This window comes from Mesorhizobium sp. KR2-14 (genome assembly GCF_040049255.1).
Classification (GTDB): Bacteria; Pseudomonadota; Alphaproteobacteria; order Rhizobiales; family Rhizobiaceae; genus Pseudaminobacter.
Genome location: NZ_JBDZDR010000002.1, coordinates 670,418 through 685,474, shown reverse-complemented (window position 1 = coordinate 685,474; position 15,057 = coordinate 670,418). Strand labels below are relative to the sequence as shown.

Below are 15,057 nucleotides of genomic sequence, written 5' to 3'. Positions count from 1 at the left end.
ATTTCCTATTGCTCCAAAGGATACTTCACATGTTTGACCCGCGCGAAAAAATTGCTCTTTTTATAGACGGCGCCAATCTCTACGCGACGTCGCGCGCGCTTGGTTTTGACATAGATTATCGCAAGCTACTGTCGAGCTTTCAAAAGCGCGGATATCTTCTGCGCGCCTACTATTACACCGCTCTTGTTGAAGACCAGGAATACTCCTCAATACGTCCACTTATCGACTGGCTCGATTATAATGGCTTCAAAGTCGTAACCAAGCCTGCCAAAGAATTCACGGACTCCAGCGGGCGCCGAAAGATCAAAGGCAACATGGATATTGAGCTTACCGTCGACGCGCTTGAGCTCTCCGATGTGCTGGATCATTACGTGATCTTCTCGGGAGACGGCGACTTCCGCACGCTGGTGGAGGCGTTGCAGCGGCGCGGCAAGAAGGTTAGCGTGGTTTCCACCATGGCCTCCCAGCCCCCGATGATCTCCGACGACCTGCGCCGCCAGGCCGACCATTTTATTGACCTCATGACCCTGAAGGGCGAGGTTGGCCGCGACCCGTCCGAGCGGCCGGCGCGCAAGGCCGAATCTGCGGATGCCGATGCGGACAGCGAAGACTATTGATGCCAGAAAACGTTGAGCCTTCGCGCGACTGCGCGCTCTGCCCTCGCCTGCACGATTTTCTCACCCTCTGGCGCCAGCGCGAACCCGAATGGTTCAACGCGCCTGTACCGACATTCCTGCCGCTAGAAGGCGAAGACGGGGTGCGCTTGCTGATTGTCGGCCTGGCGCCGGGACTGCGCGGCGCCAACAGGACCGGCCGCCCCTTCACCGGCGACTATGCGGGCGACCTGCTCTACGACACGCTGATCCGCTTCGGCCTGGCCCGAGGCAGGTTCGAAGCGCGGCCCGACGACAGCCTGGAATTGATTTCGACGGCCATTACGAACGCCGTGAAATGCGTGCCGCCGGAAAACAAGCCGATCGGCGTCGAGATCAATACTTGCCGGAAATTCCTGAGCCTGAATCTTGGTCGCTTCCGAAACCTGGAAGCCATTCTGACGCTGGGAACCATTGCCCACCAGTCCACCGTTCGGGCTTTGGGCGGACGCGTGGCGGAACACCCGTTCAGCCATGGCGGGCGCCAGCAGATCGGCGACGTGACCGTCTTTTCCAGCTATCACTGCTCGCGCTACAACACCAATACCGGCCGACTGACCGAAGAGATGTTCGTCAGCGTTTTCCGTGAGATAGCAGCCTTTCTGGACAAATAGAAGCCAGCCGGCTGCAGATCGGCAGGTCCAATCCGACGCCCCGAAGACAAGGGACGGGCCTACCCCCGCTCCTTGAGAAGACGCCCCTTCTCGCGGTTCCAGTCGCGCTGCTTTTCGGTCTCGCGCTTGTCGTGAAGCTTCTTTCCGCGGGCTATGGCCAGAAGCAGCTTCGCACGTCCCTTGTCGTTGAAGTAGATCTTCAACGGCACCATGGTCATGCCTTCACGCTCGACAGCCTGGGACAGACGCGCCATCTCGCGCTTGCTGACCAGAAGCTTGCGGCGGCGCCGCGGCTCATGGTTGAAGCGGTTGCCCTGCAGATATTCGGGCACGTAGGAATTGATCAGCCAGATCTCGCCATCCTCGGCCGAAGCATAGGACTCCTGGATGTTCGCCTGGCCTTGCCGCAGCGACTTCACTTCCGTTCCCGTCAGCACGAGGCCGGTCTCGATCGTGTCGACGACCTCGTAGGAAAACCGGGCCTTGCGATTTTCGGCGACAACCTTGCTGTTTGGATCGGCTCTCTTAGCGTTCATGGCTTCGCAGTGCGGGAACCCGCATCAATTGATCAGGCCGGCGTGCTTCATCGCCGCGTCGATGCGCTCGGCCGTGGAGCCCTCGATGGTCATGAGCGGCGAGCGGAGAACATTTGCAACCTTGCCGAGGCGCGAAAGCGCATATTTGGCGCCGGAAACGCCGGGCTCGAGGAAGATAGCCTTGTGCAGCGGCATCAAACGGTCCTGAAGCTCCAGCGCGCGCTCCTTGTCGCCGTTGAGGGTCGCTTCCTGGAATTCGGCGCACAGCCGGGGAGCGACGTTCGAGGTGACCGAGATGCAGCCGACACCGCCATGCGCGTTGAATCCGAGCGCCGAGGCGTCTTCGCCCGAGAGCTGGATGAAGTCCTTGCCGCAGGCAAGCCGCTGCTCGGAAACGCGCTCGACCTTGCCGGTGGCATCCTTCACGCCGACAATGTTGGGGAAGTCGTGCGCCAGGCGGCCCATCGTCTCCGGGGTCATGTCGATCACCGAGCGCGGCGGAATGTTATAGATGATGATCGGCAGCTTCGTGGACCGGGCGACCGTGGCAAAGTGCTCGTAAAGGCCGCGCTGCGTCGGCTTGTTGTAGTACGGCGTCACGACCAGAACCGCATCGGCCCCGACCTTTTCGGCGTGCTCGACCAGACCGACCGCCTCGGCAGTGTTGTTGGATCCGGCCCCGGCGATGACGGGAACGCGCCCGTTGGCGACCTCGACGCAGGTCCGGACGACGTCCCGATGCTCTTCATGCGACAGCGTCGGCGATTCTCCGGTCGTGCCGACCGGAACGAGGCCCTTGGTGCCCTCTTCTATCTGCCACTCGACAAAAGCTCGGAAGGCTTTTTCGTCGAAACCGCCATTCGCTTGGAATGGTGTCACGAGCGCGGTCATCGAGCCTCTGAGCATGTGGTCAACTCTCTCTGCAACCTTGCGGTTGGGCAGTCCCTTCTTGATGTCGCGGCTTTCTATCCGAAAACTAAGCCGCGCACCATAGTCTTGACACGGTGACGCGGCAAAGAACCAACTGGTCCAGATAGGGCAGTGCCCGGCGTCAGACTTTTTCGGAGAGGGGAAAACAGGCTTTTGGAAAGCCACGCTGCACAGGATTTTTTGGCAAGAGATGCTTGGCATAGGGCATTTTCGGTTCGCACTACTCGGAGCACTAGTCGCGTTCGCGCCCCCCACCGCGATGGGCGAGAGCGTGGACGCGCAGACGACATCCGCCATCGTGAACAGGCCGGGCGAGATGCTCCTCCCCCGGCCGGCAAAGCTGGACGACATCTCCCCGCTGAAGACGGGCCTCGATGCTCTTTCGGCACGGGATATTGCGCGTGCGCGCTCGCTGCGGGACGCCCTTCCGCAAGACTCGCTCGATCGCCACATCTTGTCCTGGGCGATAGCGCTGCGCGGCGGCGCCCTTGTGCCCAGCGCGGAAATCTCGGCCACGGCCAGGGCCTTGAGCGACTGGCCGGCAACCGACGCCTTGCGGCGCAACGCCGAACGGGCGCTGCTGCGTGAGAATCCGGCCCCCGCCGAGGTCGTCGCCACCTTCCACGGGAAGGCTCCGCAAACGATGGAAGGCATCATCATCCTGGCGCGCGCGCAGGTTGCTCTGGGAAACCCCGAGACCGCGCGAGCGGTGCTGCTGCCGTTCTGGCGGACCGCGAAATTGTCTCCGCAGGAGGAGGCCGCGATCCTGAAAGAGTTCGGGGCGCTGATCCCCGCCACGGATCATCGCTTTCGCATGGAACGCATGCTTTACGCCGACCGAGTGGCTTCCGCCCTCAGCGTTGCGAAGCTCGCAGGCGCCGAAGCCCTGGCTGCCGCCTGGAGTGCGGTGATCAAGAACGACGGCAATGCCGGCAAATTGCTCGACGCCGTGCCGGCGGAGCAGCGCTCCGCCGGCTATTTCTTTGCGCGCGCGAAATACCTGCGCAAAGGCAACAAGATCGAAGAGGCAGCAGCCGTGATGCTGCAGGCACCGACCAACCGCGGGGCGTTGGCCGATGCGGATGCGTGGTGGATCGAGCGGCGCGCACTCTCGCGCGAACTGATGAACAGAGGCGATGTGCAGACGGCGTACAGGATTGTGGCCGCGTATTCCGCGGAAACTCCTTCCAACGCCGTCGACGCGGAATTCCACGCCGGCTGGTATGCGCTGCGGGGACTTGAAGACGCCGGGAAGGCGGCAGAGCACTTCTCGCGCATCGCCATTCTTGCCGAAGGCGCGATTTCGCGGGCACGCGCTTACTACTGGCTCGGGCGTGCGGCCGAGGCAGGAGGCCCTGGCGATGCAAGGGCCTATTTCGAGCGCGCGGCGAAATTCGGCACAACCTTCTATGGACAGCTCGCCGCCGAGCGGATCGGGCGCAGCACCGTCGAAGTCGGCACTCCGATGCCGACGGAAGCGGACCGACGCGACTTCGATCAGCGCGAGGCCGTGCAGGCCATCAAGCGCCTGGAAGAAGCCGGATATGGAAGCCTGGCCGACACACTCTCCCAGGACCTCGCCGCGCAACTGACAAGCCCGGGCGAACTCGCACTGCTTGCGCTCACGGCGGAGCAACGCAACAACCACTTCCTGGCGCTGAAGGTCGGCAAGATCGCCGCATCTCGCGGCATCGAGATCGGCGCGCTTTCGCACCCCATCGGCGCAATTCCGGCCACCGCCAATGTTTCCGGCGCAGGCGAGGCGCTGGCCTATGCCATCGCAAGGCAGGAAAGCGAATTCAAGGTTTCGGCCGTATCCGGCGTCGGCGCGCGCGGCTTACTGCAACTGTTGCCGGCAACCGCCAAGGAAGCGGCGAAAAAGGCAGGGCTTCCGTTCTCGGCGGCTCGGCTGACAACAGACGCGGGGTACAATGCCTCGCTTGGCGCGACCTTCCTGGGCGAGCAACTGAGCCGCTTCGACGGCTCATACGTGCTGACTATCGCTGGCTACAACGCCGGGCCGCGCCGCGCCCAGGAGTGGATCAACCGCTTTGGCGACCCACGCGGCAAGGACGTGGACACGGTGGTGGACTGGATCGAGCGGATTCCGTTTTCGGAAACGCGCAGCTATGTCCAGCGCGTGATGGAGAATTTCCAGGTCTACAAGATGCGCTTTTCGGGGCAGTTCGACATCGTCGGCGATCTGACGGCCGGTCGCTAGTCTAGCCGCCAAGGCAAATGGTCTATCAAGGCCGCTGCCTCCTCCCCAGCATCGGCGCTGCGCTCACCGTTGGCCAGGCCACCGGCCCTTGTACGGCCGCACGCTCTGAGAATCGGCTTCGCTTTCCTCCCGTCGATGATCTAGGGTTCTTGCAAGTGCAGGGCGTAGCCGCCCGCCGCAATGTCAAATAACAAGCGTTCTTGCCACCTGACCACAGGAGCCTGAATGGCCGACAATGCAGAGTTTTCGGATTTCTTCTATTCTGCTCCGGATGGTCTTCGCCTTCACGCCCGCGTCTATGGCGCAGCGAATACTGGCAAAACGCCGGTCATCTGCCTGCCCGGCCTCACCCGCAACGCAAGGGATTTTCACGAACTTTCGCTTCATCTATCCCGCGCCAACGCGCGCAAGGTAGCGGCATTCGACTACCGCGGTCGCGGCCGATCCGCCTATGACAAGAACTGGCGGAACTACAATCTGAACGTCGAGGCCGACGACATTCTCGCGGGCCTCACTGCGCTCGAAGTTGAGCACGGTGCATTCATCGGCACCTCGCGCGGCGGGCTGATCATTCATCTTCTGGCGGCAATGCGACCGGCCGTGCTGCGGGCCGTGGTGTTGAACGACATCGGGCCGGTCGTGGAAGCGGCCGGGTTTGCGCGCATCCGCGCCTATCTGGAAACCGCACCCAAGCCGAGAAGCTTCGACGAAGCGCTCGCCATGCAACGGTCTCTTCATGGCAAGGCGTTTCCGGCCCTGAGCGGCAGGGATTGGAGACGATTCGTGGCTGCGCTTTACCGCGACCGGGGCGGCGTTCCGGTGCCCGACTTCGACCCGGCACTTCTGAAAACGCTGTCCCAACTGGACCTCAGCGTCCCCTTGCCTACCATGTGGCCGCAGTTTCAGGGGCTTTATCCGGTACCCGTACTGGCCATTCGCGGCGAACACTCGACGTTGCTTTCGGCGCAAACCTTGCAGGAGATGGAGCAGCGCCATCCGAGGCTCGAAGCGCTAACCGTTTCCGGCCAGGGCCACGCCCCGCTGCTGGAAACCGGCGAGTTGCCCAACCGGATCGCGGAGTTTCTGGATCGCGCAGACGGCACGGCGGGCTGACTCGCGCCGGATGCTTCTCGCCGCACAAGCGGCAAATAAAAAAGACCCGGCGGTTGCCCGCCGGGTCTCTCAAATCAGCTGATAAGCCGATTAGAACGAACGCTGGAAGCGCAGGAAGCCGCCCCACTGGGATTCGCGATCGCCGTTGACTGCGCGCTCCTGGGTCCAGGCCACTTCCGGGGTGATGACGAAGCCCGGAACGAGCTCGTAGGCGACGTTGGCGACCACAGCGGCCTGGCGCGGCGATTCAAACTTGCCCTTGCCCTGAGCCCACGAACCCTGCAGGTTGACCGAGGCCTTCTCGTTGAACCTGTAGGTGCCGCCGCCCCAGACGGCCCACTTGCCGCTCCACTGCTTGTAGAAGCTGACGGGAGCGTTCTTCTCGCTGCCGTAGCCGGCCATCGCGAAGAGCGAGAGCTGCTCGGTGGCGTTGACGTCGAGGCGGAGCTTGCCAGCCCACTCGTTCCAGACCGAGTCGTAACCGACAACGCCCGAGACGCCGCCCCAGCCCTGGGTCCAGCCAGCGCCAGCCACCACGTGCGGAGCGTAGGAGTCGATGGTGAAGTCGACGCCGTTGCCCTCTTCAACACCAACCGTGGCCGAGAAGCCGTTGCCGCCGGTGTAGGTATAGGCGATCTGGTGCGTGCCGAACGGGCCGTACGAAACCAGGTCGTCCTGGATCACACCGCCGGCGTAGCCGGTGATGGTCGAGAACAGCGAGTCGGTCTTGCCGACGCGGAAGCCGCCGAGCTCGATGAAGGCGTGATTGATGGCGAAGCGGTCGGCCGTGTCGGTCAGGCGGCCAACCACTCGGTCGTTGGCTTCGTCCACGGCATTAACAACAACCGTGTCGTAGTTGTAGTTGATGTGCATGTAGCCGCGCAGGGTGCCGAGTTCGGTTTCCGAACGGGCGTCGAGCTGCATGGCAGCGCGGGCGCGCTTGTAGTAGGTGTTGTTGGTCTTGAGCCCGCGCAGCGCCGGCAACGGGTTCGCATCGGCAAAGTCTGCACGGTTGGCAGCGGTGTCTTCGAGGCCGCCGTCTTCGAGATAGTCCGCGTAGGCGGCATCGTAATCGGCCCGGCGCTCAGCCAGAGCTTCAGCGAGATCGCGCTTGTCGAGGACGTTGGTCAGGCCCGAAACCTTGCCAACGCCGATGTCGTAGCGGACGTAGCCGCCGACGCGCAGGCAGGTCTCGGTGCCCGGGATGTAGTAGAAGCCGGCGCCGTAGACGTCGCAAATGCGGACGTATTCCATCGGCTCGGGCTCAGCGACGACGACAGCGTCGGCCGCGCGAGCACCGGAAACTGCGACGAGGGCCGCAGCGGAGCCGAGAAGAAGGCTCTTGATGTTCATTTTCTGACCTCCAGTCAAAAGTTAATAAACGGGTATGGGTATTTTTTGCTGAAGGACAGCGTTTCCCTGCCCCATCCCCAATATTGAAAAAGACACGATCGCTCGCCCCTTCCTCGATCCTGAGATTACTCACGGCGCGGCGCCGTTCAACCAGGATCGTACGTTCGGTGTGGCTGTCGGCGCGCTATCCAATAGTCATGTGGCACAAATGACACGCTTTGCCGAAGCACCATAATAAGTCGTTAACCTTTGCACTACCGCCGCGCCCGCCACCCTCTTGTCGAGCCCAGGAATCGCGGCGCGGCGGGGGAAACGATTCGACTTTTCTCCGTCCGGCGGTGCTTGCCGGGGTGCGCCCGCGCCTTTCTAAAGGCACGAGGGCAAGTTTTTCGGGATTTCGTGCGCTTTTTTCGCCATTCGGCTTTTATGCTTATTGCTTGTGGGCGCCCTTTTCATTATCCAGCGAAGCGCCGGAGAGGTGGCCGAGTGGTCGAAGGCGCTCCCCTGCTAAGGGAGTAGAGGTCAAAAGCTTCTCGTGGGTTCGAATCCCATCCTCTCCGCCAGCGCTCATTACCAGCGATCGCGGTTCCCCGGCTTTCCTTCCGACCCACTGAGCGACTCGCCCGAAGTCGCGCTTTGCGTGCGCCATGCCTGCCCAAGCCAGCAGGAAGATTGCTGCACCCTCGCCGAATCGGACTGATGTCGCCTCAGCCGCTGCATTTCCTTTCCTGGCTCCGCGGCACGTCATCGACCAAGAATCACGGACGACAAGGCCATGCGCCCTGGAACTGCGTGCGCCTCGGCGCAGGTAGATCGCATTTGAGTCAAATGCCCCTGTGCATATTGAGACTTGGATAAAGGAATCGCTGCCCAATGGCGGCATGGACACGACAGACCGCTACGACCTTATTCTCGATCCCTCGGACACCTGGACCGTATGGGACCTCATCAACGACGAACCGGCGATGTTCGGCGATCATCTCCTGGCGGGGATGACCGAGACCGAGGCAAAAGCCGCGCGCGATGTGATGAACGACGCCTGGCGACGGCTTAACGAGAACGCCAAGCTGCAGAAGCGGACAAGCGCGGCATAGCCAGGCGCGCCGGATAGCCCGGGCGAAGCGACTCGCGACTCAAGCTGCCCGGCCCATCCGTCGCCCTGCCTAAGGCCGGGCCATCAGGCCGTCGCTTCCACCATAGCGGCGAGCGAGCTGAGAACCGATTCCCGTTCTTCCGGCGTAAGGACGTCCACCTCGAAAAGCCGCAGGCTCCGCATGCCTTCGAGCGCGAGATAGACGATAAGCGCCTTGGCTTCGTTGCTGGAGTTCGCTTCGAGGCGGTCGAGAAGCTTTCGGTTGAAGCGCCTGACGGGGGCCAGGAACTCGGGGCTCTCCGCCATCGCCGCCAAAACACCCGAAGCGGGCGGCTGGGACTGCTCGAGTTCGGTGACAAACATTTTTAGGTAGGACGAGATCAGGCTGTTGGGACAACCCTGTTGCTGCTCCTCCTTCCTGTTCAGGGCCGCGTCGAACTCGCTCAGATGCTGCTCCACCAGTGCCTCCAGCAGCTTGGCCTTGCTGGGGAAGTGATAGAGAAGACCGCCTTTCGAGACCGCGGCACGCTGCGCGACGGCATCAAGAGAGAGGTGGGCCGGCCCGACGTCCCGCGCCACTTGTGCGGCCGCCGCTAGGATTCTCTGCCGGGATGTCACCTTCTCAGCCGCCATTGGAATCTCCGAAACACATTGACATTACCGTCCAGACGGTACAGTAAATGCCACCAAGTTTTCAACCACTGCTTTTTCCGGAAGGCAGCGTGGGGATGAAGACGTGTGCCTGAGCCAGCTCAACCCAGTTTTTCGATGTCGGTGACGCTATGATAAAGCGCTTCCTTATTGCCTTTGTTCTCCTTGTGCTCGTTTGCGGCGGGATCGTCGGTTTCAACCTGTTCCGCGACAACGCCATCAAGCAGTTTTTCGCCAACATGCCGGTGGCGACGCTCACCGTGTCGTCGCAAGAGGTCGAACCGGTTACCTGGACGCCCGGTATCGAGGCCATCGGCACGGTCAGCGCATCAAGGGGTGTCGACCTGACCGTCGAGACCGCCGGGCTGGTCAAGGAAATCCGTTTCACCGCCAACGAGCAGGTGAAGGCCGGCGCCGTGCTTATCCAGCTCGATGACGCCGTTCAGCAGGCGGATCTTGCCGCGGCCAAGACGCAGGCCGCGCTCGACAAGACGACCCTGGAACGCGCCGCTGTGCTGCAGAAGCGCGGCGTGGGTTCGGATGTGACGGTCGATTCCGCTCGCGCGGCCGCCGATGCCTCTGCCTCGCAGGTGGCGAAGCTTCAGGCCCTGGTGGACCAGAAACAGCTTCGGGCCCCCTTCAACGGCACCGTCGGCATTCCCAGGGTCGATCTGGGCCAGTATCTCGCCCCCGGCACCATCGTGGCCACCCTTCAGGACCTGGAGACGATGTATGTCGATTTCTCGATTCCCGAACAGCAGATTGGATTGCTGAAGATCGGCGGCCATGTCCGCTTCGGCGTCTCGTCCGAGGATATGCCGTTCGAAGGAACCATCATCGGCGTCGAGCCGAAGGTGGACCCGGTTTCGCGCCTCGTGGCGGTTCGGGCCGAAGTGGCCAATTCCGGCGGAAAGCTCAGCCCGGGCCAGTTCGTCCAGGCGCGCGTGATCCTGCCTGAGGAGAAGAACGTGGTCGCGCTGGCGCAGACCTCCGTGGTGACAAGCCTTTACGGAGACTATGTCTTCGTGATCCGCCCGGAAGAGCCGCAGGCAGCGGCGAATTCTGGCGGCGCGGGCGTCGTGGACGAGGCCAAGGCCTCCGAGCAGCCCGAGCCGAAGCTCGTCGCACGACAGGTTTTCGTGAAGACGGGACGCCGCTCCGACGGGCTTGTTGAAATCCTGCAAGGAGTTGCCGCCGGCGATCAGGTGGTGACGGCAGGCCAGAACCGGCTTTCCAACGGCGCGCCGGTGGCCATCGACAACACCGTCAACCCTGCCCTTCCGACCCAGCCGGAGCAGGCAAAGAAATGAGCTTTTCCGACATCTTCATCCGTCGGCCGGTCCTGTCGACGGTCGTTGCCCTGCTGATCCTGCTTCTCGGCTTCCAGGGCATCTTCAATCTTTCGGTGCGGCAGTATCCGAAGGTCGATGAAACGGTGATCACCATCACCACGGCCTATCCGGGCGCGAGCCCGGACCTGATCCAGGGCTTCATCACCGCGCCGATTTCCTCTGCGGTCTCCACGACCGAGAACATCGACTATGTCACGTCGCAGAGCCGGCCTTCGGCCAGCATCGTGACTGTGCAGATGAAGCTCGGCTCCGATCCCGACGTGGCGCTGACCGAGGTCATGTCCAAGGTGCAGCAGGTCAAGGGCAAGCTGCCGAGCGACGCCAAGGACCCGACCATCGTCAAGGGCACTGGCCAGCAGTTCGCAATCATGTATCTGGCGATGCAGAATCCGAACATGACGTCGGAGGAGCTGACCGAGTATATCGAGCGCGTCATCCGCCCGCGCGTTTCCACCATCCAGGGCGTGGCCGAAGTGCAGGTGCTGGGCGCAGCGAACTATTCGATGCGCGTCTGGATCGACCCGATCCGGCTCGCCGCCCGGGGCCTGACCGCGGCGGAAGTGCTGAACGCGATCAATTCGTCCAACTTCCTTGCCGCCCCCGGCAAGACCAAGAACGAATATGTCGCCCATTCCATCACGCTGCGCTCCACGCTGCAGAACCCCGAGGCGTTCGGCGCGCTGCCGCTGCGGTCCGACAAGGGGAATGTCGTGCGGCTGCGCGATGTCGCCAAGGTCGAACTCGCCGCCCAAAGCACCGACACGGTGGTGAATTTCAACGGCAATCCGGGCACCTTCATCGGCGTGTTCCCCACCCCGTCGGCCAATCCGCTCGACACTGCCTCGGCCGTCATCAAGGAACTGCCTGCCATCCAGAGCAGCCTGCCGGACGGCATGACGATCAATCTCGTCTACGATTCCACCGAGACGATCAGCGCTTCGATCTCCGAAGTCTTCAAGACCATTGCCGAGGCGGTAGCCATCGTGATCGTGGTCATCCTGCTGTTCCTCGGCTCGTTCCGCTCGGTGGTGATGCCGGTGGTCACCATTCCGCTGTCGCTGATCGGTGTCTGCTTCATCCTTCTGACGATGGGCTATTCGATCAACCTGCTTTCGCTGCTGGCGATGGTTCTAGCCATCGGCCTGGTGGTCGATGACGCTATTGTGGTGGTGGAGAACATCCACCGGCATATGGAAGAAGGCATGTCGCCGATGCAGGCGGCGTTCAAGGGCATGCGCGAAATCTTCGCGCCGGTGGTGGCCATGACGATCACGCTTGCCGCCGTGTTCGCACCGCTCGCCTTTACCGGCGGCCTGACCGGTTCGCTGTTCAGGGAATTCGCCGTTACGCTGGCAGGCGCGGTCATCATTTCGGGCTTCGTCGCCGTCACCATTACCCCCATGATGTCTGCCCGGCTGCTGAAGCCCGGCCATGGCCGTTTCCAGAGCCTGGTGGACCGGACCTTCGACAGCATTGCCAATCGCTATGAGCGGCTGGTCTCCGGTTCGCTGAAATACCGCCCGGTGACGATGCTGGTCGTCGTGGCGCTGGTGGCGGTGACCGGCTTCATGTTCGTCAAGACCTCGAGCGAGCTGGCGCCCGAGGAGGATTCCGGCGCTCTGTTCTCGCTCATCCAGGCGCCGCGCTACGCCACGACCAAATACACCAGCCTCTATGCCGACCAGATTCGCGACCTGACGGCGGATCTGCCCGAACTGCGCGCCAACTTCTCCATCGTCGGCCTCGGCGGCGAGACGAACAGCGGCTTCTCGGTCTGGGCATTCAATGACTGGGCCGATCGCACGCGCTCGCAGAAGGAAATCCAGCAGGACATCCAGAACCGGCTGAAGAAGGTGGCCGGTGCCCAGGCGCTGGTTTTCGCGCCGCCATCTCTGCCCGGCGCGGGCGGCGGCCTGCCGATCTCGCTGGTCATCCAGTCGACCGGCGACCCGAGCCAGGTGTTCGAAGTGGCCGAGGCGATCAAGCAGAAGGCGACGGCTTCAGGGCGATTCATCATCGTGCAGAACTCGCTCTCCTTCGACGCCCCGCAGGTGACGATTACCATCGACCGCGATCGCGCGGCGGCGCTCAATATTCCCATCCGGGATATCGGAACGACGCTCGGTCTGCTGGTCGGCGGCGGCGCCATCGCGCAATTCGATCGCGACGCCAACAGCTACGACATCATCACCCAGGTGCCGGATACCTTCCGCGGCAATCCGGAAAAGCTCGGTCAGTTCTTCGTCCGCAGCATGACAGGCGAAATGGTGCCGCTGTCGGCAGTGGTGAACATCAGCACCAATGCCTCGCCGGCCTCGATCGAGCAGTTCAACCAGCTGAACTCGGCCACGATCTCGGCCCTGCCCCTGCCGGGCGTGACCACCGGCGACGGCCTGGCTACGATCGAAGAAATAGCCAAGCCGCTGCTGCCTTCAGGCTTCTTCGTCGACTATTCCGGCCAGTCGCGGCTGGAGAAGGAACAGGGCAATACGATCCTGATCGCCTTCGCCCTCGCCATCGTGGTGATCTATCTGGTGCTTGCGGCGCAGTTCGAGAGCTTCCGCGATCCGCTGATCATCATGATGTCGGTGCCGCTTTCGATCTTCGGCGCCCTCGTGCCCCTCAACCTTGGGCTCGGTACGCTGAACATCTACACGCAGGTGGGCCTGATCACGCTGATCGGCCTCATCACCAAGCATGGCATCCTGCTGGTCGAATTCGCCAACCAGCAGCGCGAGGAGCATGGCCTTTCTCGTATGGAGGCGATCGTGGCGTCGGCCAAGGTCCGCCTGCGGCCGATCCTGATGACCACCGCCGCCATGGCGCTTGGCGTGGTGCCGCTGATCAAGGCGGCAGGCGCTGGCGCCGCTGCGCGCCATTCGATGGGTCTGGTGATCTTTTCGGGCGTACTGGTGGGAACGCTGTTCACCCTGTTCGTGGTGCCGATGTTCTACACGCTGATTTCCCGCAAGGATTTCGCGCGCAAGGACGCCGGCGAAGCCGGGCCCGCGGCGGAAGTTGCTGCGCAGTGACGCTTACCCGGCGCGCCCGGCCGATCTGTTCGGGCGCGCCGCTTTCTGCCGGTGGAATTGACGGCTTCCAAACCGCCTGGCACGCAAGAATCCTGAGGCCTGCCCGGCCGAACTCTGCTATCTGCCGGCAGACGCGATGGCCCATGAGGTTGTCGCCCCCTGAAATTTGAGAGCCATGAACCCATGAAGCAGCGCCCGCCCCTGACCCCGATCATCGCCGCCCTTCCGGCAATGGTGCCTTTCGTCGGCCCGGAGGCGCAGGTGAGAATGAGCGGGCGGCCGTTCCGCGCCCGCATTGGTGCGAATGAGAGCAGCTTCGGCCCCTCCCCGCGCGTGATCGCAGCGATGCAGGACGTCGCCAAGGATATGTGGATGTACTGCGATCCCGACAATCATGATTTGCGCACCGCGCTCGCAGCTTACCTTGGGCTCGGCTCCGACAATGTGGTCGTCGGCGAAGGCATCGACGGTGTGCTGAGCCTCGCGGTTCGCATGCTGGTTTCGCCGGGCGACGCAGTGGTCACTTCGCTTGGCGCCTATCCGACGTTCAACTTCCATGTCGCCGGCGTCGGCGGCAGGCTGGTGACGGTGCCTTATGAGAACGACCGTGAAAGCCTGGACGGGCTGCTCGCCGCGGTAAAGCGGGAAAATGCGCCGCTGGTCTATCTCTCCAATCCCGACAACCCGATGGGCACCTGGTGGGAGACGGACGAGCTGATCCGTTTCATGGACGCATTGCCCGAAACCACCATGCTGATCCTGGACGAGGCCTATGGCGAGACGGCGCCGGCCTCCGCGCTGCCGCCGATCGAGGTCGATCGCCTCAACGTGCTGCGCATGCGCACCTTCTCCAAGGCCTATGGTCTCGCCGGCATCCGCTGCGGCTACGCCTTCGGTGACGCCCAGCTGATCTCCGAGTTCGAAAAGATCCGCAATCACTATGGCGTCAGTCGCATGGCCCAGATCGCTGGCGAAGTTGCACTTGCCGACCAGGACTACCTGGCCACGGTAGTGGCCAAGGTTGCTGCCGGGCGCGACCGCATCTCGGCGATTGCTCGCGAGAACGGCCTCGCTCCCATCCCGTCCGCCACCAATTTCGTGACCATCGATTGCGGCGGCGACGCCGATTTCGCCATGAAGGTGATGCAGCACATGCTGGCTCGCGGCGTCTTCATCCGCAAGCCGATGGCGCCGGTGCTGAACCGCTGCATTCGCGTCAGCGTGGGCCTCGACCACGAACTGGAGATTTTCGGCGAGGAACTGCCCGGTGCACTGGCAGCAGCCCGCGGCTGATTTCCCCACGGCGCGGCGGGCGAACTGCATCTCCGCGCCTCTCGATCTCGCCACCCAAATACCGGTCTCCGACCTCTGATCTGAGCGGAGACCGGCTGCTCCTCGCCTCCGGAATTTTGCACGCAACAGGGCTGCCGCCCCTGCGAAGCCTGACGCCAAGTCCGGGCTACATAGGCCGTTCCAGAAGGCGATCCTTCTCCCACTTGAGGCGGAAGC

General features: G+C 62.8%; 12 protein-coding genes and 1 tRNA gene. 9 read left to right on the top strand and 4 right to left on the bottom strand.

Annotated features, from left to right (window positions below; genetic code table 11):
• The first annotated feature begins 29 nt into the window (after positions 1 to 29).
• Both ABLE86_RS07780 and ABLE86_RS07775 read left to right on the top strand, forming a co-directional pair.
• Positions 30 to 617 (top strand): NYN domain-containing protein, encoded by a 588-nt coding sequence (locus tag ABLE86_RS07780; protein ID WP_348778347.1) that lies wholly within the window; start codon positions 30 to 32, stop codon positions 615 to 617.
• Complete coding sequence (locus ABLE86_RS07775; protein WP_348778346.1) at positions 617 to 1,267, top strand: uracil-DNA glycosylase; 651 nt, start codon at positions 617 to 619, stop codon at positions 1,265 to 1,267. The genes ABLE86_RS07780 and ABLE86_RS07775 overlap by 1 nt, the downstream gene beginning before the upstream one ends.
• A 59-nt stretch (positions 1,268 to 1,326) precedes the next feature.
• Here ABLE86_RS07775 and smpB read toward each other — a convergent pair whose 3' ends face one another.
• Together smpB and dapA are read right to left on the bottom strand one after the other, a co-directional pair.
• On the bottom strand, positions 1,327 to 1,803 hold the full coding sequence (smpB, locus tag ABLE86_RS07770) for an SsrA-binding protein SmpB (protein WP_348778345.1): 477 nt from the start codon (positions 1,801 to 1,803) through the stop codon (positions 1,327 to 1,329).
• A 24-nt stretch (positions 1,804 to 1,827) separates the two neighbouring features.
• Entirely contained in the window at positions 1,828 to 2,709 is an 882-nt protein-coding gene (gene dapA, locus ABLE86_RS07765) for a 4-hydroxy-tetrahydrodipicolinate synthase (protein WP_348778344.1), read from the bottom strand.
• Positions 2,710 to 2,992: 283 nt separating this feature from the next.
• Between dapA and ABLE86_RS07760 the strand changes: the two genes are divergently transcribed.
• Together ABLE86_RS07760 and ABLE86_RS07755 are read left to right on the top strand one after the other, a co-directional pair.
• Positions 2,993 to 4,954, top strand: a complete 1,962-nt coding sequence (locus ABLE86_RS07760; RefSeq protein ID WP_348778343.1) for a lytic transglycosylase domain-containing protein — start codon at positions 2,993 to 2,995, stop codon at positions 4,952 to 4,954.
• 225 nt (positions 4,955 to 5,179) lie between these two features.
• A complete protein-coding gene (locus ABLE86_RS07755; protein WP_348778342.1) occupies positions 5,180 to 6,067 on the top strand; it encodes an alpha/beta hydrolase in 888 nt (295 codons plus the stop codon).
• A 90-nt stretch (positions 6,068 to 6,157) separates the two neighbouring features.
• Here ABLE86_RS07755 and ABLE86_RS07750 read toward each other — a convergent pair whose 3' ends face one another.
• Positions 6,158 to 7,420, bottom strand: a complete 1,263-nt coding sequence (locus tag ABLE86_RS07750) for a porin (protein ID WP_348778341.1) — start codon at positions 7,418 to 7,420, stop codon at positions 6,158 to 6,160.
• A gap of 472 nt (positions 7,421 to 7,892) precedes the next feature.
• Here ABLE86_RS07750 and ABLE86_RS07745 point away from each other — a divergent pair.
• Both ABLE86_RS07745 and ABLE86_RS07740 read left to right on the top strand, forming a co-directional pair.
• Positions 7,893 to 7,983: transfer RNA gene (locus ABLE86_RS07745), tRNA-Ser, on the top strand.
• A 318-nt stretch (positions 7,984 to 8,301) separates the two neighbouring features.
• On the top strand, positions 8,302 to 8,514 hold the full coding sequence (locus ABLE86_RS07740; protein WP_348778340.1) for a hypothetical protein: 213 nt from the start codon (positions 8,302 to 8,304) through the stop codon (positions 8,512 to 8,514).
• An 83-nt stretch (positions 8,515 to 8,597) separates the two neighbouring features.
• Here ABLE86_RS07740 and ABLE86_RS07735 read toward each other — a convergent pair whose 3' ends face one another.
• Positions 8,598 to 9,146, bottom strand: a complete 549-nt coding sequence (locus tag ABLE86_RS07735) for a TetR/AcrR family transcriptional regulator (RefSeq protein ID WP_348778339.1) — start codon at positions 9,144 to 9,146, stop codon at positions 8,598 to 8,600.
• A 149-nt stretch (positions 9,147 to 9,295) separates the two neighbouring features.
• Between ABLE86_RS07735 and ABLE86_RS07730 the strand changes: the two genes are divergently transcribed.
• The 3 genes from ABLE86_RS07730 (at position 9,296) to ABLE86_RS07720 (ending at position 14,841) form a co-directional block, all read left to right on the top strand.
• Entirely contained in the window at positions 9,296 to 10,474 is a 1,179-nt protein-coding gene (locus ABLE86_RS07730; RefSeq protein WP_348778338.1) for an efflux RND transporter periplasmic adaptor subunit, read from the top strand.
• Entirely contained in the window at positions 10,471 to 13,548 is a 3,078-nt protein-coding gene (locus ABLE86_RS07725) for an efflux RND transporter permease subunit (protein ID WP_348778337.1), read from the top strand. The genes ABLE86_RS07730 and ABLE86_RS07725 overlap by 4 nt, the downstream gene beginning before the upstream one ends.
• Positions 13,549 to 13,731: 183 nt before the next feature.
• Positions 13,732 to 14,841, top strand: coding sequence for a pyridoxal phosphate-dependent aminotransferase (locus ABLE86_RS07720; RefSeq protein ID WP_348778336.1), 1,110 nt, complete (start codon positions 13,732 to 13,734; stop codon positions 14,839 to 14,841).
• Positions 14,842 to 15,057: the final 216 nt, after the last annotated feature.